Origin of the sequence: Pseudomonas protegens (assembly GCF_013407925.2) — a bacterium.
GTDB classification, from domain to species: Bacteria; Pseudomonadota; Gammaproteobacteria; order Pseudomonadales; family Pseudomonadaceae; genus Aquipseudomonas; species Aquipseudomonas fluorescens_AP.
The window spans coordinates 1,888,341-1,908,548 of record NZ_CP060201.1 but is presented as its reverse complement, the minus strand read 5'-3'; the positions used below and the strand labels follow the sequence as shown (position 1 = coordinate 1,908,548).

The window sequence follows — 20,208 nt, the reverse complement described above, 5'->3', positions numbered from 1 at the left end:
TATTCAAAGCACCATTAGCGAAGGGTCGCCGCCATGTTCCGCTATGCCTTGCCAGTCAGCCTGGCTTTTTTTCTGTCTGCTTGTGGGCACGAAGAGCCCGTTCAAATGGGGATCCGGCCGGCCATGGTGGTCCAGCCAGAGCCTTCGGCACAGGCTGCGGACAGTTATCCCGGCGAGGTGCGTGCCCGTTACGAACCCGAGCTGGCATTCCGCATTGGCGGCAAGGTCAGTCGACGACTGGTCGAGGAGGGCGAGCGGGTCAAGGCCAATCAGCCCCTGGCCGAGCTCGATCCTCAGGACGTGCGCCTGCAGCTTGAAGCCACCCGGGCCCAGGTCACGGCGGCCACCGCCAACCTCAACCTGGTGCGTGCCGAGCGCGATCGCTACAAGACCCTGCTGGAGCGGCAGATGGTCAGCCGTTCCCAGTACGACAATGCCGAAAACCTCTACCGCGCCGGTGAAGCGCGGCTGAAGCAGATCAAGGCCGAGTTCGACGTGGCCAACAACCAGGCCGGTTATGCCGTGCTGCGGGCCCCCCAGGATGGCGTGGTGGCCAAGCGCGCCGTGGAAGTCGGGCAAGTGGTGGCGGCGGGGCAGACGGTATTCACCCTGGCCACGGACGGTGAGCGTGAAGTGCTGATCAGCTTCCCCGAGCAGAACTACGCTCGCTTCAAGATTGGCCAGCCGGTGTCGGTGGAGCTCTGGACCCAGCCGGGCCAGCGTTTCGACGGTCGCATCCGCGAGCTGTCGCCAGCGGCCGATCCCAAGTCCCGAACCTTTGCCGCACGCATCGCTTTCATGGCCGGCAAGGTTCCGGCGGAGCTGGGCCAGAGTGCCCGGGTGTTTATCCAGCACACCGATGCGCAGTCGCTGTCGGTGCCGTTGTCGGCCCTGTCTGCCGAAGGTGGCGCGACCTACGTCTGGCGTGTCGACGCCAACAACACCCTGCACAAGACGCCGGTGCGGGTCGGTGCCTTCGGCGAGAAGAGCGTGCCGGTGCTCGAAGGCTTGAGTGCCAGTGATTGGGTGGTGGCCGCCGGGGTGCATGTGCTCCATGAGGGCTTGCAGGTACGCCCGGTGGATCGCTCCAATCGTGTGGTCAACCTGGCGGCCAAGGAGTAGTCCCGATGGGTTTCAACCTTTCCGCCTGGGCGTTGCGCAATCGCCAGATCGTCCTGTTCCTGATGCTATTGCTAGCCATTGTCGGCGCCTTGTCCTACACCAAGCTGGGCCAGAGCGAAGACCCGCCTTTCACCTTCAAGGCCATGGTGATCCGCACCAACTGGCCGGGGGCCACGGCCCAGGAAGTGTCGCGCCAGGTCACTGAGCGCATTGAAAAGAAACTGATGGAAACCGGTGAATACGATCGCATCGTGTCCTTCTCCCGCCCCGGGGAATCCCAGGTGACCTTCATTGCCCGGGACTCGATGCATTCCAACGAGATTCCCGATCTCTGGTACCAGGTCCGCAAGAAGATCAGCGACATCCGCCATACCTTGCCGTCGGGCATCCAGGGGCCGTTCTTCAACGATGAGTTCGGCACCACCTTCGGCAATATCTATGCGCTGACGGGCAAGGGCTTCGACTACGCCGTGCTCAAGGATTACGCCGACCGCATCCAGATCCAGCTGCAGCGGGTCAAGGACGTGGGCAAGGTCGACCTGCTGGGCCTGCAGGACGAGAAAATCTGGATCGAACTGTCCAACGTTAAGCTGGCGACCCTGGGTCTGCCGCTGGCCGCGGTGCAGCAGGCGCTGGAGGAACAGAACGCCGTCTCCACCGCCGGGTTCTTCGAGACCCCCAGCGAGCGGGTGCAATTGCGGGTATCGGGCAATTTCCAGACGGTGGAGCAGATTCGCAATTTCCCGATCCGCATCGCTGACCGCACCTTCCGCATCGGTGATGTGGCGGATGTGCGCCGGGGCTTCAATGATCCGCCGGCCCCACGCATGCGCTTCATGGGCGAGGACGCCATCGGCCTGGCGGTGGCGATGAAGGAGGGCGGCGACATCCTGGTGCTGGGCAAGGCCCTGGAAGGCGAGTTCTCGCGCCTGCAGAACAGCCTGCCGGCAGGGATGGAGCTGCGCAAGGTGTCCGACCAGCCGGCGGCGGTGAAGACCGGGGTCGGCGAGTTCGTGCGGGTGCTGGCCGAGGCGCTGATCATCGTCCTGCTGGTGAGCTTCTTCTCGCTGGGCGTGCGCACCGGGATGGTGGTGGCCCTGGCGATTCCCCTGGTACTGGCGATGACGTTCGCCACCATGTACTACCTGGGGATCGGCCTGCACAAGATTTCCCTCGGCGCGCTGGTGCTGGCCCTGGGGCTGTTGGTGGACGACGCGATCATCGCGGTGGAGATGATGGCGATCAAGATGGAACAGGGCTTTGACCGGATCAAGGCCGCCAGCTTTGCCTGGACCAGCACCGCTTTCCCCATGCTCACCGGCACCCTGATCACCGCTGCAGGCTTCTTGCCGATTGCCACGGCCCAGTCCGGCACTGGCGAGTACACCCGCTCGATCTTTCAGGTGGTGACCATTGCCCTGGTGGCGTCGTGGATCGCCGCCGTGGTGTTCGTTCCCTACCTGGGGGAGAAGCTCCTTCCGGATCTGGCCAAGCTCCATGCCGCCAAGCACGGCGCCGAGTCCAATCCCCACGGCACGCCTTTCTACCAGCGCGTGCGCCGGGTGGTGGGCTGGTGCGTGGAGCGGCGCAAGACCGTGATCGTCCTGACCCTCCTGGCGTTTGTCGGCTCGGTCATGCTGTTCCGCTTCGTTCCGCAGCAGTTCTTCCCGGCCTCGGGACGCCTGGAGCTGATGGTCGACCTGAAGCTGGCGGAGGGCGCGTCCCTGAGCAATACCGCCGACGAGGTCAAGCGCCTGGAGGCGATGCTCAAGGATCACCCGGGCATCGATAACTACGTGGCCTATGTGGGCACCGGTTCGCCGCGTTTCTACCTGCCGCTGGATCAGCAACTGCCGGCCACCAGCTTTGCCCAGTTCGTGGTGCTGGCCAAGTCCATCGAGGAGCGCGAAAGCCTGCGGGGCTGGCTGATCTCGACCCTCAATGAACAGTTCCCGGCCCTGCGCTCGCGGGTCACGCGGCTGGAAAACGGCCCGCCCGTGGGTTACCCGGTGCAGTTCCGGGTCACCGGCGAGCACATCGAGGAAGTTCGCGCCCTGGCCCGCAAGGTGGCGGCCAAGGTGCGGGAGAACCCCCATGTGGTCAACGTGCACCTGGACTGGGAGGAGCCGAGCAAGGTGGTTTACCTGAACGTCGATCAGGACCGGGCCCGGGCTCTGGGCGTCAGCACTGCCAACCTGTCGAAGTTCCTGCAGAGCTCGCTGATCGGCTCCACCGTCAGCCAGTACCGCGAGGACAACGAGCTGATCGAGATCCTCCTGCGGGGCACCCGGCAGGAACGCACCGAGCTGGCATTGCTGCCGAGCCTGGCGGTGCCCACCGACAACGGCAAGAGCGTGTCGCTGTCACAGGTGGCGACCCTGGAATACGGCTTTGAGGAAGGGGTGATCTGGCACCGCAACCGCCTGCCCAACGTCACGGTGCGAGCCGATATCTACGGCAAGGAGCAGCCGGCGACCCTGGTGCAGCAGATTCTGCCGACCCTGGAGCCGGTCCGCGCCGAACTGCCGGATGGCTACCTGCTGGAGGTGGGCGGCACCGTCGAGGACTCGACCCGTGGCCAGAACTCGGTGAAGGCTGGCGTGCCGCTGTTCATCGTGGTGGTGCTGACCTTGCTGATGATCCAGCTGCGCAGTTTCTCGCGCACGGCCATGGTGTTTCTCACCGCGCCCCTGGGGCTGATCGGGGTCACCCTGTTTCTGCTGGTGTTCCGCCAGCCGTTCGGCTTCGTGGCGATGCTCGGGACCATTGCCCTGTCGGGGATGATCATGCGCAACTCGGTGATCCTGGTGGATCAGATCGAGCAGGACATCAAGGCCGGGCAGCAGCCCTGGGACGCGATCATCGAAGCCACGGTGCGGCGTTTCCGGCCTATCGTGCTGACGGCCCTGGCGGCGGTGCTGGCGATGATTCCGCTGTCACGCAGCGTGTTCTTCGGGCCGATGGCGGTGGCCATCATGGGCGGGCTGATCGTGGCGACGGCATTGACCCTGCTGTTCCTGCCGGCCCTTTACGCGGCCTGGTTCCGCGTCAAGAAATCCTAGGGGCCGGTTTGCCGGCGAACAGGCCCCTGAGGCGGACGCCTGTTCTGGCGACGCCTTCGCTGGCAAGCCAGCTTTTGCGGTGCGGGTGTGATCAAGGGGCGCACATTGCACCTGGCGTAGGAGCCGGCTTGCCGGCGAACAGGCCCTTGAGGCCGGCGTCTGCCTACAGACGCCTTCGCCAGCCAGCTGGCTCCTACCGCTGAGGGGAAGGTCTTTACAGGGTGCCGAAGACTTTCTTGGCCAGGCTGGTGGCCGCGGCCGCCGGGTTCTGGCGAATGGCTTCTTCCTGCTTGCCGATCATTTCGAACAGGCCATTGAGGGCTTGCTCGGTCACGTAGCTTTCGATGTTGGCGCTCTTGGCATCCAGTACACCCAGGGTCGCGGCCTGGCCTGCGAAGGAGTTGTACTGCTTGGCCAGGCCCACCTGGTCGGTGGCCTGCTTGACGATCGGCAGGAACTTGGCGCGGATCTGCTCGCGGCTGCTCTTGTCCAGGTACTGGGTGGCAGAGTCCTTGCCACCGGCGAGAATGCCCTTGGCGTCCGCCACGGTCATTTTCTTCACCGCATCCACCAGCAGCGCCTGGGCTTGTGGCACTGCCGCCTCGGCGGCCTTGTTCATGCTGGTTTCCAGCTGATCGACCTGATCACCCATGCCGAACTGCTTCATCTTCTTCGCCACTTTGCCCAGGTTGCCCGGCAGTTCGATGCGCACATCGGGGTTGTTGCTGAAACCGCCAGGGGTCCCCAGCTGTTTCACGGCGATCTGCGCGCCCTGGGTCAGGGCGTCCTTGAGGCCGCCGCTGGCGTCACCCTGGGACAGGTCGCTGAGGGACAGGGCCAGGGCGCTGGCGGAGATCAACAGACCAGCGCACAGGCTGGTGAAGCGGAGCGAAGTACGGAGCATGGCGGCTTCCTTGGACAATGAGAGTTAACGTACAGCGTCGACACGGAGTCTCAGCGGCTGGGGATCCTTGCCGTCGAGATTGACTCCGTTGTGTTCGGTAGTGATGAACATCAGCTTGCCGTCCAGCTCGATCCGCGCGCTGACCGCGTAGCGGTGGCCGGGCTTGACCTGGGCCGGGTCGTAGCTGAGGTGGAACGGCAGCGGCACCTGGCCCTTGATCGGACCGCTCTGCTCGGCCAGGACTTGCGCCGGCGCGTCCGCCAGGGATACGTCCTGCAGGCTCACGCTCAGGGTGGCGGCCGGTGGCAGGGCGATGCGCTGCAGGTAGAAGACTTCACCATCGAGGCTGGCCTTGGCCGCAGGCTGCATGGCTTGGCAGGCGCCGAGCAGCGCGGTGGCCGCCAGCAGGATGAGTTGTTTCATTGGGGATCTCCGTATCGGGGGCGCCGCAGATCCTGCGGCGCCGATAAGAATCTAGTCGCTTTGCACCGGCGCCGCGAGCTGCTCGGCGGCATCTTCGCTGCGGTGCAGGGCGACCTGACGGATCGACAGGCGAATCTCCGCCGGCAGCACGCGCTTGGCCGCGCCTTCGGCCAGTTCCCCCAGCAGAGGGTGGTAGCTCAGCTTGCCGGCGTCGTCGCGGCGCAACACGCCCTGGTCCAGCAGGGTCTGGATGAAGTGGCGGAACAGGCTCTTGTCGAAGAACTCCGGGGCATTGAGGCCATGCAGGATCGACAGGCGCTGGGCCATGACCGTGCACAGGTCTTCCAGCTCTTCGGCGCTGATGCTGTTCTGGCCGCTGTTGAGCAGCAGGGAGATGGCCATGTAGAAGCGCTGCAGGGTCTGGGCGATGCTCTTGGACAGCAGGGTCAGCAGGACAAAATGCCGCGAGCTGGGGGCCGGACGCAGGTACAGGTCTTTCTCGAAGCGCAGCAGGCCCTGTTCGACAAAGGCCTCCAGCCACTGGTCCACCACCGCATCCAGCTCTTCCAGCGACCAGCGAATGAACAGCTCCGCCTGCAGGTAGGGATACAGCGCCCGGGTGTAGCGCAGGATCTGTTCGCGGCTCATGCGCGACGAACTCTGGAAGAAGCTCGCCAGCAGCGCCGGCAGGGCGAAGATGTGCAGCACGTTGTTGCGGTAGTAGGTCATCAGGACGGCGTTCTGCTCGTCCAGGTAGAGGATCTTGCCCAGAGCGTCGCTTTGCTCGGCCAGCAGGTCCATGTCCTTGACGTGCTGGATCAGCGCCCGGCCATCGCCTTCCGGCAATGTGGTGTGGGGCGAGTAGGGCACGCGGCGCAACAGTGCCAGGTACAGGTCCAGGACCCGGGCCATGGCGCGTTCGTCCAGGGCCAGGCGGCTGGTGGAGAGCAGGGCCAGGGCCACCAGATTCACCGGGTTGATCGCCGCGGCTTCGTTGAGGTGCTGGGCCACCCGTTCGCCCAGGCGGTTGGTGGTTTCGTTGAGCCAGGCCGGGCGGTACTGCGGGCCCAGCTCCTGAGTGCGCCAGTCCGGCTGCTCCTGGTCGAGGAATTGCGCCAGCTTGATCGGCTCGCCGAAGTTCACCGCCACCTGGCCGAAGCGCTGTTTGAGGGCGCCGATGACCTTGAAGATGTCGAAGATCGACTCCTTCTTCTTGCTCGCGCCGCGCAGTTCGCCCAGGTAGGTACGGCCTTCCAGCACTCGCTCGTAGCCGATGTACACCGGCACGAAAACGATCGGCATGCGCGAATTGCGCAGGAAGCTGCGCAGGGTGATGGCCAGCATCCCGGTCTTGGGTTGCAGCATGCGTCCGGTGCGCGAGCGACCGCCTTCGACGAAGTACTCCACCGGGAAACCCTTGGTGAACAGGGTGTGCAGGTATTCGTTGAACACCGAGGTGTACAGCGGGTTGCCCTTGAAGGTGCGGCGCATGAAAAAGGCCCCGCCGCGGCGCAGCAGGCCACCGATCACCGGCATGTTGAGATTGATCCCGGCGGCGATGTGCGGCGGGGTCAGGCCGTTGCGGAACAGCAGGTAGGAGAGCAACAGGTAGTCGATATGGCTGCGGTGGCAGGGCACGTAGATCACTTCGTGCCCCTGGGCGATCTTCTGCACGCCTTCGAGGTGGTTGACCTTGATCCCGTCGTAGATCTTGTTCCAGAACCAGCTGAGCACCACTTCCAGGAAGCGGATCGCGGTGTAGGTGTAGTCCGAGGCGATCTCGTTGCCGTAGCGCAGGGCCTGGGCCTTGGCCTTTTCCGGGGAGATCTTCTCGCGCTCGGCCTCATCCAGAATCGCCTGTTTCACCAGGGGCTGGTTGAGCAGGCCCTTGACCAGGTTGCGCCGGTGGGAAATGTCCGGGCCGATGACCGCCGCCTTGAGGTTGCGAAAGTGCACCCGCAGGATGCGCTGGGCCATGCGCACGGTGCGCTCGTGGCCCTTGTTGTGTTCGATCAGTTCGCGCAGGTTGATCGGCGCGGAGAACTGCACCCGGGTCTTGCGCCCCAGGATCATGATGCTCAGCAGCCGGCGCAGGCGCCCGGTGACCGCCCAGCTGTCGGCGAACAGCAGTTTCCACGGGCTGGACTCGCTGTCCGGAGACTGGCCCCAGAACACGCTGACCGGAATGATCTGCGCATCTTCGGCGGCGTTCTGGGTCAGGGCGCTGACCAGCCGGGTCAGGGTCGGTGGCGCCCCGCGCTTGTCCTGCCGGCCGAGCCAGTCGGGCTCCGGGGTCAGGTAGAAGAAGGCCGCGGGCTCCAGCAGATTGCCCACCGACACCGGCAGTACCGGGCGTGGCAGCCCGGCCTTGGTGCATTCAGTATCGACCACGGCCAGATCAGTCAGGGACGGGTTTTGCAGGACGTAGAACACCGGCCGGCTGCGGTCGAGGTCGAGGGTGAAGGACGACTGGTTGATGGTTTCCGAGCGCACCCAGAGGTACAGCAGGCGGCGCAAGGTGCCAAACACGAGACGGCGGATCGGGGAGCGGGTCATACGGCTTCTGCGTGAGTGAATATGTGGATGAACACAAAACCGAGCACCTGCTCGGGGCCGGTAGTGTGCCGGATTCGTCGAAAATCGGCAAAAAAGCGCCGAAACAAGATTGAGTTGAGAGTTTTTACGCCTGTCATATACTCGGCCGACTCTCCAGCGGCCGTGTTGCCTCCTGTCATAGAGAGGCAGGTCGAGGGAAAGTTCTCAAGGCTGGGTGGCAGTGCATCCGGCCAATAATAAAAAAATGAGGTATGGATTCATGACTACTCGTGAGACCGGCAATGTGAAGTGGTTCAACGACGCCAAGGGCTACGGCTTTATTCAGCGGGAAGGTGGGGCGGACGTGTTTGTCCACTACCGAGCGATCCGTGGCGAAGGCCACCGCTCCCTGACCGAAGGCCAGCAGGTGGAGTACGCCGTGGTTGAAGGCCAGAAAGGTCTGCAGGCCGAAGACGTCGTCGGCCTGTAACCAACCTTGTAGGAGCTGGCTTGCCAGCGAAAGGGGGGGCGCTGGCGATGCAATGCTCAGGGGCCTCTTCGCCGGCAAGCCGGCTCCTACGGGTATGCGCTGTTCAGGCGGTGCGCCAGGTAATCTCTTCTTCACCGTCGGCGCTGATGCGAATCCAGCGATCGGCGGACTCTTCACCCTCTTCCTCGACCCAGCTGCCCGGTGCGCAGCGCACTTCCACGTTCAAGGCGGTAAAGGCGGCGCGGGCGCAGGCGATGTCGTCATCCCACGGGGTCTGGTCGCTTTCCAGGTACAGGCTGTTCCACTTGCCCACCGCTTTGGGCAGCCAGGTCACGGGTACCGAGCCTGCGGTGCATTTGTAGGTCTGGCCCTTCTGTACCCAGTCGCTGCAAGGGCCGAGCACGGCGCCGAGCCAGGCGGCGATGGCCTTGTAGTCGACGTCGGCGTCTTTCAGGTAAATCTCGATATCGGGCTGGCGCATGGATGTCCTCATTGCCGGTCTGAAAAATCCATTCGCGGATTTCTTCGACCCCGGGCCGATGCCCGAAGTCGTGGGTTCTAGTGGGGGTTATTGCAGCACGAAGTAATCGTAGCGCATCGACACGCTGACCTCGAAAGGCTCGGTTTGCTCGATCACCGCGGCCCGGCGTTCGGCGCTGGCGCGCCAGCCGTGAGGGGTCATGGCCAGCAGGTTGGCGCGATCTTCCGGGCGCTCCAGGCGCAGCTTGAACTCGAGGGTTTCGCTGTGGGCCTGGGTCATGCCCTCAGGCACCAGGGCCAGGTGCTTGTCGTCGGTGTACTCGCGCACTTCGTCGTACAGGCGCTCGCGCAACTCCATCAGGTGGCCGCTGGTCGGGCCGACCTTCATCAGGCCGCCGCCGGGGCTCAACAGGCGCTTGGCCTCCAGCCAGTCCAGGGGGCTGAAGACGCTGGCGAGGAACTGGCAGCTGGCATCGGCCAGGGGGATGCGCGCCATGCTGGCGACCATCCAGGTCAGTTGCGGCGCCCGGCGGCAGGCGCGTTTCACCGCTTCCCGGGAAATATCCAGGGCGTAGCCGTCGGCACCGGGCAGGGCCTCGGCCAGTTGCGCGGTGTAGTAACCCTCGCCACAGCCGATGTCGACCCAGCGCTGGGGCGCGCGTTCGGCCGCCAGCTCGGCCAGGCGCCGGGCCACCGGGGCGTAGTGCCCGGCGTTGAGAAAGTCGCGGCGGGCCTCGACCATGGCCTGGTTGTCGCCCGGGTCACGGCTGTTCTTGTGCTGCACCGGCAGCAGGTTCAGGTAGCCCTGGCGTGCGCGGTCGAAGCGATGCCCGGCCGGGCAGACCACGCCGTTGTCCACGGCATTCAGCGGGGCGCTGCAAAGAGGACAGGCCAGCATCAGGCAAGCAACTTGACGAGCGTCTGGTAGTAGATCTCGGTCAGCACATCCAGATCGCTGGCCAGGATCCGCTCGTTGACCTGGTGGATCGTGGCGTTGACCGGGCCCAGTTCCACCACCTGGGTGCCCAGGGTGGCGATGAAACGCCCGTCGGACGTACCGCCGCTGGTGGACGCCTTGGTTTCGCGGCCGGTGACCTGCTTGATGCTGGCCGAAACCGCGTCCAGCAGGGCGCCGGGTTCGGTGAGGAACGGCAGCCCGGACAGGGCCCAGTCCACGTGCCAGTCCAGGCCGTGCTTGTCGAGGATCGCCGCCACCCGTTGTTGCAGGCCTTCCACGGTGGATTCGGTGGAGAAGCGGAAGTTGAACACCGCCACCAGATCACCGGGGATCACGTTGGTGGCGCCGGTGCCGGAATTGAGGTTGGAGATCTGGAAGCTGGTGGGCGGGAAGAAGGCATTGCCGTCGTCCCAGTGCTCGGCCGCCAGTTCCGCCAGGGCCGGCGCCGCCAGGTGGATCGGGTTCTTCGCCAGGTGCGGGTAGGCCACGTGGCCCTGTACCCCGCGCACCGTCAGCTTGGCGCCGAGGGAGCCGCGGCGGCCGTTCTTGACCACGTCGCCCACCAGGCTGGTGCTCGAAGGCTCGCCGACGATGCACCAGTCCAGGCGCTCCTTGCGCGCCGCCAGGCGTTCCACCACGGCCTTGGTGCCGTGGTGCGCCGGACCTTCTTCGTCGCTGGTGATGAGGAAGGCCACCGAGCCCTTGTGGTCCGGGTAGTCGGCGACAAAGCGCTCGGCGGCCACCAGCATGGCCGCCAGGCTGCCTTTCATGTCCGCCGCGCCACGGCCGCAGAGCATGCCGTGTTCATCGATCAGGGCTTCGAACGGGTCGTTCTGCCAGGCCTGGACCGGGCCGGTGGGCACCACGTCGGTGTGCCCGGCAAAGCACAGCACCGGGCCTTCATGCTGGCCATGGGTGGCCCAGAAGTTGTCCACGTCCTCGATGCGCATCGGTTCCAGCTTGAAGCCGGCATCGCCCAGGCGCTGCATCATCAGCTTCTGGCAATCGGCGTCGACCGGCGTCACCGAGGGGCGACGGATCAGATCACAGGCAAGTTGCAGGGTCGGCGAAAGCTCGGCGTGGGCCGTCATGGGGAACTCCGGTGCAAGGCAAGATCAGGCGCGGCTCTTTTCTTGTTGTAGGAGCGAGCGTGCTCGCGATGGACTCAAGAGCGGCGCAGAGCATCAGGTGCTGGCGTCATTCTTGACCTCTATCGCGAGCACGCTCGCCCCTACAGGGAGAGCTGCGGGGCTAGGCGCGCAAAATGGCGGATATCTTAAAGCAAAACGGCGGCCTGAGGCCGCCGTTTAGTGCTTTGCGTCGATTTAGGCGGCTGGAGCCGGCTCGGGGTGTTCCGCCGGTTTTGGCAACGACGAAAGGAAGGCCATGACCAGCGCCGCCACATAGGGCAGCGACTGCACCAGGAGCATGGTCACCCAGAAGCGCATGTCGTTGCTCGGCAGGCCCTGCACCAGGAAGATCCCCAGCGCCGCGCCCCACAACAGCAGCATGATGAACAGCTCTTCCCGGGCTTCCGAGATCGCTACCCAGAAGCCGTGGTTGTCGGCGTTCTTCGGCGTGCGGAAGAACGGAATGCTGCTGGTGAAGAAGCCGTACAGCACCGCCTTGGCGATGGTGTGGGACAACGCCAGGCCCGCCAGGGCCGCGCAGAACGCGTCCTTGAGGTTGACCCCCACCGCCCGGCGGTAGAGGAAGATGATCTTGCCGACCTTGAACACGAACAGCGCCAGCGGCGGGATGGCGAAGATCAGCAGCGGCGGGTCGACCCGTTGCGGCACGATGATCATCGCCGCCGACCACAGCAGGGCGCCGACGGTGAAGAAGATGTTCATGCCGTCCGCCACCCACGGCAGCCAGCCCGCGAGGAAGTGGTAGCGCTGGCCGCGGGTCAGCTCGGTGTCCTTGCCGCGCAGCAGGCTGGCGGTGTGGCGCTTGATGATCTGGATCGCGCCATAGGCCCAGCGGAAGCGCTGCTTCTTGAAGTCGATGAAGGTGTCGGGCATCAGGCCCTTGCCGTAGCTTTCGTGGTGGTAGGCCGCCGACAGGCCTTTCTCGAACACCCGCAGGCCCAGCTCGGCGTCTTCGCAGATGCACCAGTCGGCCCAGCCCAATTCTTCCAGCACCGAGCGCCGGGTCATGGTCATGGTGCCGTGCTGGATGATCGCGTCGCGGTCGTTGCGGGTGACCATGCCGATATGGAAGAAGCCCTTGTATTCCGCGTAGCAGAGCTTCTTGAAGGTGCTTTCGTTCTGGTCGCGGTAGTCCTGGGGCGACTGCACGATGGCGATCTTCGGATCGGCGAAGTGCGGCACCATGTGCTTGAGCCAGTTGCGGTCGACGCAGTAGTCGGAGTCGATCACCGCGATCACTTCGGCATCCTTGGCGGTGTGCGGCAGCAGGTAGTTCAGCGCGCCGCCCTTGAAGCCGGCCAAGGGCGCGACGTGGAAGAACTTGAAGCGCGGCCCTAAGGTTTCGCAATAGGCCTGCACCGGCTCCCAGACCGCCGGGTCCTTGGTGTTGTTGTCGATGATCAGGACTTCGAAGTCCGGGTAATCGAGGTTGGCCAGGGCATTGAGGGTCTGTTTGACCATCTCCGGCGGCTCGTTGTAGCAAGGCACGTGGATCGAGACTTTCGGCCGGTAGTTGGAGTCGCCTTCCACCGGCAGGAACTCGCGCCGGCGCTTGTGGATCCACACCGCCTCGGCCAGCTCATGGGCCTCGGTCAGCAGCACGATGAACACCCCCAGAGCACCAAGCGCGAGCAAAAAGCCCACGGTCAGGCTGAACCAGGTGCTGTATTGCTGGCTGTAGTCGTAGCCGATCCACACCAGCACCGAACCGCAGAGAAACGCGATGAAGGTCAGGAAGGTCCGGCCGCGCTGGCGCAGGGCCGAGCCGTCGATCATCAGCAGGGTCAGGGACAGCAGCGCCAGCACCACCGAACCGATGGCCAGCACCCGCCATTGCGGGATCGCCACCACTGGGCCTTCGAAGTTGAATTTCTGCTGGCGCGCGGCGTTGAACACGCCCCAGTAGGCGCCCACCGAACCTTCGTCGCTGGCCTTCCACGGCTGGTCGAAGGCTTCGATGACAAAGTAGTTGTAGCCCTGGCGGTTGAGCTTGTTGACCAGGGTCCGCAGGTAGATCGCCTGGTCCGCGGGGCTGGCGTCAGCGCCACCGCGCATGCGGCCGTTGCTCGGCCAGCCCACTTCGGACAGCAGCAGCGGTTTTTTCGGGAACATCTTCTTCAGGTCCCGGGCGCGGTCGAGGACGAACTGCCCGGCCTTGTCCATCGGGATGAACTCCCAGTAGGGCAGGATGTGCGCGGCGATCAGGTCGACGTGCTTGGCCAGCTCCGGGTGTTCTTCCCAGACGTGCCACTGTTCCGAGGTGGTGACCGGGACTTTCACCGCGGCGCGGACCCGGTCGAGAAGCACCGACAACTGGTCGGCGGTGATTTCCTTGCGGAAGATCGCTTCGTTACCCACCACCACCCGCACTACGCTGCGCGAGCTGTTGGCCAGCTCGATGGCGCGCATGATTTCCCGCTCGTTGCGCTCCAGGTCCGGACTGATCCAGATGCCCAGGGTCACGCGCAGGCCGAACTCTTCCGCCAGCTTGGGAATATCCTGCAGGCTGCCGTCCACCGAATAGGTACGGATGTTGTCCGTCAGTTTGCTCATGATCTCCAGGTCGCGACGCATTTCATCGTCGGACGGGTACTGGTCCTTCTGCGGGAACTGGCCCTGCTGGAAAGGCGAGTAGGAAAAACCGGAGATCTGTTCCGGCCAGTCGGGGGCCGAGACCGGGCGATTGATCAACGCCCAGAAGCCGGTAAAGAGCGCGGCAATGGCCAGCACTATCACCAGGTTGAGTCCAAATTTACGCGATGACATAGCTATTTCGGGTTCCAAAAGGTGTGGAACGAGGGAAGGGTTGGCAGGCGCCAAACGGCGGGCATCCTACACCGGCCCTCAACTGAGCGTACAGCGCACAGAGGAAAGCCAGACCTTGGGCACTTGAATTGCGTTTAAGTTCTTTACTTGTAGCTGGCGGCTTAAAACTTGTCGCTTCCGCACCCTATAATGCGCGCCGGTTTTTTAGGTGATGGTCATGAGTACAGAAGATCCACGGTTTGCCGGCGTCGCCCGTTTGTATGGCATTGAAGGCCTGGAGCGGTTGCGGGCGGCCCATGTGGCGATTGTCGGTGTCGGCGGCGTCGGCTCCTGGGCGGCGGAAGCCATCGCTCGCTGCGGGGTGGGCGAGATCTCGCTGTTCGACCTCGACGATGTCTGCGTCAGCAACAGCAACCGCCAGTTGCACGCCCTGGACAGCACCGTGGGCAAGCCCAAGGTCGAGGTCATGGCCGAGCGCCTGCGCGGCATCAACCCGGATTGCCGCGTGCACGCGGTGGCGGACTTCGTCACCCGCGAAACCATGGCCGAATACATCACCCCGAACATCGACTGCGTGATCGACTGCATCGACAGCGTCAATGCCAAGGCGGCGCTGATCGCCTGGTGCAAGCGGCGCAAGATCCAGATCATCACCACCGGCGGCGCCGGCGGGCAGATCGATCCGACGCTGATCCAGGTCTGCGACCTGAACCGCACCTTCAATGACCCGCTGGCCTCCAAGGTGCGTTCCACGTTGCGCCGCGATTATGGCTTCTCGCGCACCGTGACCCGGCATTACAGCGTGCCCTGCGTGTTTTCCACCGAGCAGCTGCGCTACCCGAAGCCGGACGGCAGCATCTGCCTGCAGAAGAGCTTTGTCGGCGACGGGGTCAAGCTCGACTGTGCCGGCGGTTTTGGCGCGGTGATGATGGTCACCGCGACCTTCGGCATGGTGGCGGCGACCAAGGCGGTGGACAAGGTTGTTGCTGGCGTGCGCCGCCCCTCGGAACGCAGCAAACCCCTGTAGCCGCTGCCGCAGGCTGCGATGGGGGCTTGAGGCCGCTAGAGGTCTGGCGGGAGATCGCCAGGCAAGGTCCTGCGGACCTTTTCGCAGCCTCGCAGGCTCGGCAGCGGCTACAGGGGGCCGGCCAGTTCGTTCATGCGTTGCAAGACGGCGTTCAAGCCGTTGCTGCGTGATGGTGAGAGTTGGCGCGACAGGCCCAGTTGATTGAACCAGTCCGCCAGGTCCACTTCCCGCAACTGCTGCGCCGTCAGGCCGTTGACCCGGGCCAGCAGCAAGGCCACCAAACCGCGAATCAGCCGTGCATCGCTGGCGGCGGCAAACTGCCAGCGCCCTTCATGCAGCTTTGCCACCAGCCAGACCTGGCTTTCACAACCCAGCACCCGATTGGCTTCGATCTTGTCCGCTTCGTCCAGGGCCGGCAGGCGCTCGCCCCATTGCATCAGCAGGCGCGCCCGCTGTTCCCAGCCGGCAGCGCCCTGGAACACTTCCAGGGCGGCGACGGCATCCGCCGGCAGGCTCATCGCAGCAACTCCAGGGCCTGATCCAGGGCCTCGAAGAAGCGCTCCAGATCCTCGGAGTCGTTGTACAGCGCCAGGGACACGCGGATCGCTCCGGCCAGCCCCAGGCTCTGCATCAGCGGCATGGCGCAGTGATGCCCGGCGCGCACGGCAATGCCTTGTTCGGTCAGCAGGTGGGCCAGGTCGGCGTTGTGTACGCCATCGACGACGAAGCTGGCCAGGGCCACTTGCGGTGCGCCCAACAGGCGGATGCCCTTGCGCGCTTGCAGGCCGTGCAGCAGGTAGGCGTGCAGCGCCGCTTCATGGGCGCTCACGGCCTGTTGATCCAGGCCGGCGAGGTAATCCAGGGTCGCGCCCAGGCCGATAACCCCGGCAATCGGCGGGGTGCCGGCCTCGAAGCCCAGCGGCGCCGGGCGGAAGCTGGCGTGATGGTAGTCGGCGTTCTGGACCATTTCGCCGCCGAACTGCCAGTGGCGCAGCCCCTTGAGCGCCTCATGGCGGCCAAACAGCACGCCGACCCCGTCCGGGCCGTAGAGCTTGTGGCTGGAGAACACATAGAAGTCGCAGCCCAGGGCCTGCACGTCATGACGGCCATGGACCACACCCTGGGCGCCGTCGATCACAGTCAGTGCACCCCGGGCCTTGGCCATGGCCAGCAGTGGGCTCAAGGGCTGCCAGGCACCGAGCACGTTGGACAGCTGGCTCAGCGCCAGCAGCCGGGTTCTCGGGCCGATCAGCTGGCTGGCCGCTTCGATATCGAGCAAGCCGTCGGCATCCAGCGGCAGGACGATCAGCTTGAGTTGACGCCGGGCGGCCAGTTGCTGCCAGGGCAGCAGGTTGGCGTGGTGTTCCAGGGCGCTGATGACGATTTCATCGCCGCTGTCGAATAAGTGTTCCAGGCCGTAGGCCAACAGGTTCAGCGCGGAGGTGGCGCCGTGGGTAAAGACGATGTGCCCGCTGTCACCGGCATTGAGCCACTGGCCGACCTTGCTGCGGCTGTCCTCGAAGGCCTGGGTGGCGTGGGCGCCGGGCAGGTGTTGCGCGCGATGCACATTGGCCGCGCCATTGGCGTAGTAGTGGGCCAGGGCGTCCAGCAGGGCTTGGGGTTTTTGCGTGGTGGCGGCGTTGTCCAGGTAGGTCTGGTCCTGGCGCTGCAGGGCGGCGATGGCCGGGAAGTCGGCGCGCCAGGGGGAGGGTACAAGCATGGTGGCAGAACTCGTTTGAACAGGCCGGGCGCCGATGATAAGCGCCCGGCCGGTTCCAGTGAAACCGAATCGCTGCTTCGGCTCTGCAGGAAAACTGCCTGCGCTTCGACCATGCGGCGCGCTGGGCGCCTTCGGCGTTACGCAGAAGCAGGCTCGGAATGCTCATGTAGGTCCCTACACTGCGCTTCCTCGCCTGCTTTTGCCTTGCCTGATCTTTGCTCGGCGAGTTTTCCTACAGGCCTAGTTGTGAGCGTGCAGCGCTTCGTTGAGCTCGATGGCCGACTTGTGGGTCTTGCACTCCACGGCGCCGGTTTCCGAGTTGCGACGGAACAGCAGGTCCGGCTGGCCGGCCAGTTCACGGGCCTTGAGCACCTTGACCAGCTGGTTGTTCTCGTCCAGCAGCGCCACCTTGGTGCCGGCGGTCACGTACAGGCCCGATTCCACGGTGTTGCGGTCACCCAATGGGATACCGATACCGGCGTTGGCGCCGATCAGGCAGCCTTCGCCGACCTTGATCACGATGTTGCCGCCACCCGACAGGGTGCCCATGGTGGAGCAGCCGCCGCCCAGGTCCGAACCCTTGCCGACGAACACGCCCGCCGATACACGGCCTTCGATCATGCCCGGGCCTTCGGTGCCAGCGTTGAAGTTGACGAAGCCTTCGTGCATCACGGTGGTGCCTTCGCCGATGTAGGCGCCCAGGCGAATCCGCGCGCTGTCAGCGATACGCACGCCGCTCGGCACCACGTAGTCGGTCATCTTCGGGAACTTGTCTACCGAGAACACTTCCAGCAGTTCGCCGCGCAGGCGGGCTTCCAGTTGGCGCTCGGCCAGCTCGCCCAGATCGATCGCGCCCTGGCTGGTCCAGGCCACGTTCGGCAGCAGCGGGAACACCCCGGCCAGACTCAGGCCGTGCGGCTTGACCAGACGGTGGGACAGCAGGTGCAGCTTGAGGTAGGCCTCTGGAGTGGAGGTCAGTTGAGCGTCTTCGGCCAGCAGGGTGGCGACCAGCGGCTTGTGGCTTTCGGCCAGGCGGGTCAGCAGGGCGGCCTGGGTGGCGTCGATGCTCTTCAGTGCGTCGGCCATTTGCGCGGCCTGGGCGGTGGTGAAGGTGATGGCCTGGTTGCCTTCGCTGTAACCGAGGATCGGTGCGACAGCGGCAACGATTTCGGCGGCAGGATTGAGCAATGGCGATGCGTAGAACACTTCCAGCCAGGCGCCTTGACGATTTTGGGTGCCGACACCGAATGCCAGGCTGAACAGAGTAGTGGACATGCAGTTACCTCTTGCGAAATAGAGTGAGCAGGCTTACTTGAGCGCCGCTGCGTAAAGGTCTGGCTTGAAGCCAATCAGGGTCTTGTCTCCGAGATCGAGCACCGGGCGCTTGATCATCGAGGGTTGCGCGAGCATCAGTTCAACGGCTTTCGCCTGGTCGAGATCGGCTTTGCTTTCGTCATCGAGTTTGCGAAAGGTCGTGCCTGCGCGGTTCAACACCACCTGCCAACCGTGCTCGTCGCACCATTGGTTCAGGTGCTCACGGTCAATGCCGGAGGTTTTGTAATCGTGGAAGTCATAGCTGACAGCGTGTTCATCGAGCCAGGTGCGCGCCTTTTTCATGGTGTCACAGGCTTTGATGCCGAAAAGGTGCAAGGTTTTGCTTGAAGCGGTCAAGGAATTGCCCCCTTTGGAGATGCTGGAGATCAAAGGTCACGGATTATGCCACGACCGCAGCGCTTCGGCGTCGGCCTGAAATCGGCTTTGTCGCAGGTTGTTGCGTGGCAGGGCGTGGGGCTTGCGACTTATGTGCAGCGGTCAGCAGCAAGTTTAAGCGGCTAATATGGCACTTCGTCGGCGATTCTCAGCAGAGGTCGGTACGATTTTTCTTGTTGAGCCATGGATTTTCGCTTTATGCAGACTGCCTATACCGTCCTCATCCTGCTGATGCTGGTGAGCCTGTCGCGGCTGGTGGGCCGGGTGATTCCATTGCCCTTGCCCCTGGTACAGATTATCGCCGGGGCCTTGCTGGCCTGGCCGACCCTGGGTTTGCATGTGGCCCTGGACCCGGAATTGTTCCTCTTCCTGTTCCTGCCACCGCTGCTGTTTTCCGATGGCTGGCGCATGCCCAAGCGTGAATTCTGGCGTTTGCGGGGGCCGATCCTGACCCTGGCGGTGGGTTTGGTGCTGTTTACCGTGGTCGGTGCCGGGTATTTCATTCACTGGCTGCTGCCGACCATTCCTCTGCCGGTGGCTTTCGCCCTGGCCGCGGTGCTGTCGCCCACCGACGCCGTGGCGGTGTCGGCGATTTCCCAGAACCGTCTGCCGACCCCGCTGATGCACATGCTCCAGGGCGAGGCCTTGATGAACGACGCCTCGGGCCTGGTGACCTTCAAGTTCGCCCTGGTGGCGGCCGTGACCGGGGTGTTTTCCCTGGCCAATGCCAGCCTGACCTTTGTCCTGGTGGCGGTGGGCGGGCTGGCGGTCGGCGTGGCCCTGAGCTGGTTGGTCGGGCGCCTGCGTGCCTGGATGATCGCCCGCGGCTGGGACGACCCGGCGACCCATGTGGTGTTCATGCTGCTGTTGCCGTTCGCCGCTTATGTGCTGGCCGAACGCCTGGGGGCCTCGGGCATCCTTTCCGCCGTGGCGGCGGGGATGATGCAGAGCTGGCTCGACCTGCTGCCGCGCCAGACCAGCACCCGGCTGCTCAATCGCAGTGTCTGGTCGTTGCTGGAGTTTGCCTTCAACGGGTTGATTTTCCTGCTCTTGGGACTGCAACTGCCGGACATCATCAAGGCCGTGGTCAGTCATGAAACCTCACTCTGGCCGACCCTGTTCTATCGCTGCCTGGATGTGCTGGCGATTTTCCTGGTGCTGCTGGTATTGCGCTTTATCTGGGTGCAGAGCATCTGGCGCCTGTCCGGGCTGTTGCGGCGCTGGCGTGGCAAGGGCGAACTGACCCTGGTGCCCACCGCGCGTTCCTGCTGGCTGCTTACCGTGGGCGGGGTGCGCGGGGCGGTGACCCTGGCGGGCGTGATGTCGGTGCCGCTATTGCTCGGTGCTGGCGAAGCCTTCCCCGAGCGCGACCTGCTGATCTTCATTGCCGCCGGGGTGATCCTGCTGTCCCTGGTGGCGGCCTGCATCGCCTTGCCGCTGCTGTTGCGCGGCATTGTCAAAAGCCCTGACGACAAGCGCCGCGGCGAAGTTCGCGATGCCTGGCGCAAGACCGCCGAGGCGGCGATCCATGCCCTGGAAGCCGAGGAAGTGGCCGAAACCAGTGAGGTTCCGGATGCGGCCCAAGCGGCGCTGGCCACTGAACTCAAGGGACGCTTGATGGCCGAGTACCGGCATCAGTTGGAGGTCTACAACGACTCCGCCGAGGCCCAGGCCCTGGCGTTGCAGATGGACTTGCTGGAGCGCCGCCTGCGGCTCAAGGCCCTGCGCGCGCAACGCCTGGAGCTGTACCGTCTGAGCCGACATCACCAGATTGGTGACGACGTACTGCGTGAGGTGTTGGCGGACCTGGATTTGAGCGAGGCGAATCTGGGGGTGGTGAAGTGAACGAATGAAGCTTTC

General features: G+C 64.4%; 16 protein-coding genes. 5 read left to right on the top strand and 11 right to left on the bottom strand.

All coding sequences use genetic code 11. The features are described 5' to 3' along the window. The first annotated feature begins 33 nt into the window (after positions 1 to 33). Both GGI48_RS09015 and GGI48_RS09010 read left to right on the top strand, forming a co-directional pair. Positions 34 to 1,122, top strand: a complete 1,089-nt coding sequence (locus tag GGI48_RS09015; protein WP_047302025.1) for an efflux RND transporter periplasmic adaptor subunit — start codon at positions 34 to 36, stop codon at positions 1,120 to 1,122. Between the two features lie 5 nt (positions 1,123 to 1,127). Beyond that, positions 1,128 to 4,184, top strand: coding sequence for an efflux RND transporter permease subunit (locus tag GGI48_RS09010; protein WP_047302026.1), 3,057 nt, complete (start codon positions 1,128 to 1,130; stop codon positions 4,182 to 4,184). Positions 4,185 to 4,398: 214 nt separating this feature from the next. Here the strand turns inward: GGI48_RS09010 and GGI48_RS09005 are convergent, their stop codons facing one another. The 3 genes from GGI48_RS09005 to plsB are packed head-to-tail and all read right to left on the bottom strand — an operon-like array spanning position 4,399 to position 8,067. Next, entirely contained in the window at positions 4,399 to 5,088 is a 690-nt protein-coding gene (locus GGI48_RS09005; protein ID WP_016967744.1) for a DUF4197 domain-containing protein, read from the bottom strand. Between the two features lie 24 nt (positions 5,089 to 5,112). Further along, positions 5,113 to 5,511 (bottom strand): YbaY family lipoprotein, encoded by a 399-nt coding sequence (locus GGI48_RS09000; RefSeq protein WP_016967743.1) that lies wholly within the window; start codon positions 5,509 to 5,511, stop codon positions 5,113 to 5,115. A gap of 51 nt (positions 5,512 to 5,562) precedes the next feature. Next, the gene (gene plsB, locus GGI48_RS08995; RefSeq protein WP_103741050.1) at positions 5,563 to 8,067 is read right to left on the bottom strand and encodes a glycerol-3-phosphate 1-O-acyltransferase PlsB; all 2,505 of its coding nucleotides are present in this window, start codon (positions 8,065 to 8,067) and stop codon (positions 5,563 to 5,565) included. Positions 8,068 to 8,326: 259 nt separating this feature from the next. Here plsB and GGI48_RS08990 point away from each other — a divergent pair, with 259 nt between their 5' ends. Further along, complete coding sequence (locus GGI48_RS08990) at positions 8,327 to 8,536, top strand: cold-shock protein (RefSeq protein ID WP_011059510.1); 210 nt, start codon at positions 8,327 to 8,329, stop codon at positions 8,534 to 8,536. Positions 8,537 to 8,639: 103 nt separating this feature from the next. On the opposite strand, the gene GGI48_RS08985 is transcribed toward GGI48_RS08990, so the two are convergent. The 4 genes from GGI48_RS08985 to GGI48_RS08970 all read right to left on the bottom strand — a co-directional run bounded on the left by GGI48_RS08985 (position 8,640) and on the right by GGI48_RS08970 (position 13,891). Beyond that, positions 8,640 to 9,017: a hypothetical protein gene (locus tag GGI48_RS08985; RefSeq protein ID WP_179597913.1), complete on the bottom strand. Its 378-nt coding sequence runs from the start codon at positions 9,015 to 9,017 to the stop codon at positions 8,640 to 8,642. 87 nt (positions 9,018 to 9,104) lie between these two features. Then, positions 9,105 to 9,914 (bottom strand): putative RNA methyltransferase, encoded by an 810-nt coding sequence (locus GGI48_RS08980; RefSeq protein ID WP_016962569.1) that lies wholly within the window; start codon positions 9,912 to 9,914, stop codon positions 9,105 to 9,107. Next, a complete protein-coding gene (gene dapE, locus GGI48_RS08975; RefSeq protein ID WP_016962570.1) occupies positions 9,914 to 11,065 on the bottom strand; it encodes a succinyl-diaminopimelate desuccinylase in 1,152 nt (383 codons plus the stop codon). The genes GGI48_RS08980 and dapE overlap by 1 nt, the downstream gene beginning before the upstream one ends. A 234-nt stretch (positions 11,066 to 11,299) precedes the next feature. Beyond that, positions 11,300 to 13,891 carry a glycosyltransferase gene (locus GGI48_RS08970; protein WP_047302032.1) on the bottom strand — a complete coding sequence of 864 codons (2,592 nt, stop codon included), beginning with the start codon at positions 13,889 to 13,891 and terminating at the stop codon, positions 11,300 to 11,302. A 211-nt stretch (positions 13,892 to 14,102) separates the two neighbouring features. Here GGI48_RS08970 and tcdA point away from each other — a divergent pair, with 211 nt between their 5' ends. Beyond that, complete coding sequence (gene tcdA, locus GGI48_RS08965; protein ID WP_409565355.1) at positions 14,103 to 14,918, top strand: tRNA cyclic N6-threonylcarbamoyladenosine(37) synthase TcdA; 816 nt, start codon at positions 14,103 to 14,105, stop codon at positions 14,916 to 14,918. A 107-nt stretch (positions 14,919 to 15,025) separates the two neighbouring features. Here the strand turns inward: tcdA and GGI48_RS08960 are convergent, their stop codons facing one another. The 4 genes from GGI48_RS08960 to GGI48_RS08945 all read right to left on the bottom strand — a co-directional run bounded on the left by GGI48_RS08960 (position 15,026) and on the right by GGI48_RS08945 (position 18,255). Beyond that, positions 15,026 to 15,436 carry a SufE family protein gene (locus GGI48_RS08960; RefSeq protein ID WP_179597909.1) on the bottom strand — a complete coding sequence of 137 codons (411 nt, stop codon included), beginning with the start codon at positions 15,434 to 15,436 and terminating at the stop codon, positions 15,026 to 15,028. Next, complete coding sequence (locus tag GGI48_RS08955) at positions 15,433 to 16,638, bottom strand: aminotransferase class V-fold PLP-dependent enzyme (RefSeq protein WP_179597907.1); 1,206 nt, start codon at positions 16,636 to 16,638, stop codon at positions 15,433 to 15,435. The genes GGI48_RS08960 and GGI48_RS08955 overlap by 4 nt, the downstream gene beginning before the upstream one ends. A gap of 240 nt (positions 16,639 to 16,878) precedes the next feature. Continuing rightward, entirely contained in the window at positions 16,879 to 17,913 is a 1,035-nt protein-coding gene (dapD, locus tag GGI48_RS08950) for a 2,3,4,5-tetrahydropyridine-2,6-dicarboxylate N-succinyltransferase (RefSeq protein ID WP_015634328.1), read from the bottom strand. Between the two features lie 33 nt (positions 17,914 to 17,946). Further along, entirely contained in the window at positions 17,947 to 18,255 is a 309-nt protein-coding gene (locus tag GGI48_RS08945; protein WP_230493600.1) for an arsenate reductase, read from the bottom strand. 291 nt (positions 18,256 to 18,546) lie between these two features. Between GGI48_RS08945 and GGI48_RS08940 the strand changes: the two genes are divergently transcribed. Beyond that, a complete protein-coding gene (locus GGI48_RS08940) occupies positions 18,547 to 20,193 on the top strand; it encodes a Na+/H+ antiporter (protein WP_016962575.1) in 1,647 nt (548 codons plus the stop codon). The last annotated feature ends 15 nt before the right edge of the window (positions 20,194 to 20,208 follow it).

What these genes read in the sequence shown, in the direction of transcription:
- GGI48_RS08990 (WP_011059510.1), top strand. Translation starts at nt 8,327, where the DNA reads ATGACTACTCGTGAGACCGGCAATGTGAAGTGGTTCAACGACGCCAAG.
- GGI48_RS08940 (WP_016962575.1), top strand. Translation starts at nt 18,547, where the DNA reads ATGCAGACTGCCTATACCGTCCTCATCCTGCTGATGCTGGTGAGCCTG.
- dapE (WP_016962570.1), bottom strand. Translation starts at nt 11,065, where the DNA reads ATGACGGCCCACGCCGAGCTTTCGCCGACCCTGCAACTTGCCTGTGAT.
- tcdA (WP_409565355.1), top strand. Translation starts at nt 14,103, where the DNA reads ATGGTCATGAGTACAGAAGATCCACGGTTTGCCGGCGTCGCCCGTTTG.
- GGI48_RS08960 (WP_179597909.1), bottom strand. Translation starts at nt 15,436, where the DNA reads ATGAGCCTGCCGGCGGATGCCGTCGCCGCCCTGGAAGTGTTCCAGGGC.
- GGI48_RS08980 (WP_016962569.1), bottom strand. Translation starts at nt 9,914, where the DNA reads ATGCTGGCCTGTCCTCTTTGCAGCGCCCCGCTGAATGCCGTGGACAAC.
- dapD (WP_015634328.1), bottom strand. Translation starts at nt 17,913, where the DNA reads ATGTCCACTACTCTGTTCAGCCTGGCATTCGGTGTCGGCACCCAAAAT.
- GGI48_RS09010 (WP_047302026.1), top strand. Translation starts at nt 1,128, where the DNA reads ATGGGTTTCAACCTTTCCGCCTGGGCGTTGCGCAATCGCCAGATCGTC.
- GGI48_RS09015 (WP_047302025.1), top strand. Translation starts at nt 34, where the DNA reads ATGTTCCGCTATGCCTTGCCAGTCAGCCTGGCTTTTTTTCTGTCTGCT.
- GGI48_RS08985 (WP_179597913.1), bottom strand. Translation starts at nt 9,017, where the DNA reads ATGCGCCAGCCCGATATCGAGATTTACCTGAAAGACGCCGACGTCGAC.
- GGI48_RS09005 (WP_016967744.1), bottom strand. Translation starts at nt 5,088, where the DNA reads ATGCTCCGTACTTCGCTCCGCTTCACCAGCCTGTGCGCTGGTCTGTTG.
- GGI48_RS08945 (WP_230493600.1), bottom strand. Translation starts at nt 18,255, where the DNA reads ATGAAAAAGGCGCGCACCTGGCTCGATGAACACGCTGTCAGCTATGAC.
- plsB (WP_103741050.1), bottom strand. Translation starts at nt 8,067, where the DNA reads ATGACCCGCTCCCCGATCCGCCGTCTCGTGTTTGGCACCTTGCGCCGC.
- GGI48_RS08970 (WP_047302032.1), bottom strand. Translation starts at nt 13,891, where the DNA reads ATGTCATCGCGTAAATTTGGACTCAACCTGGTGATAGTGCTGGCCATT.
- GGI48_RS08955 (WP_179597907.1), bottom strand. Translation starts at nt 16,638, where the DNA reads ATGCTTGTACCCTCCCCCTGGCGCGCCGACTTCCCGGCCATCGCCGCC.
- GGI48_RS09000 (WP_016967743.1), bottom strand. Translation starts at nt 5,511, where the DNA reads ATGAAACAACTCATCCTGCTGGCGGCCACCGCGCTGCTCGGCGCCTGC.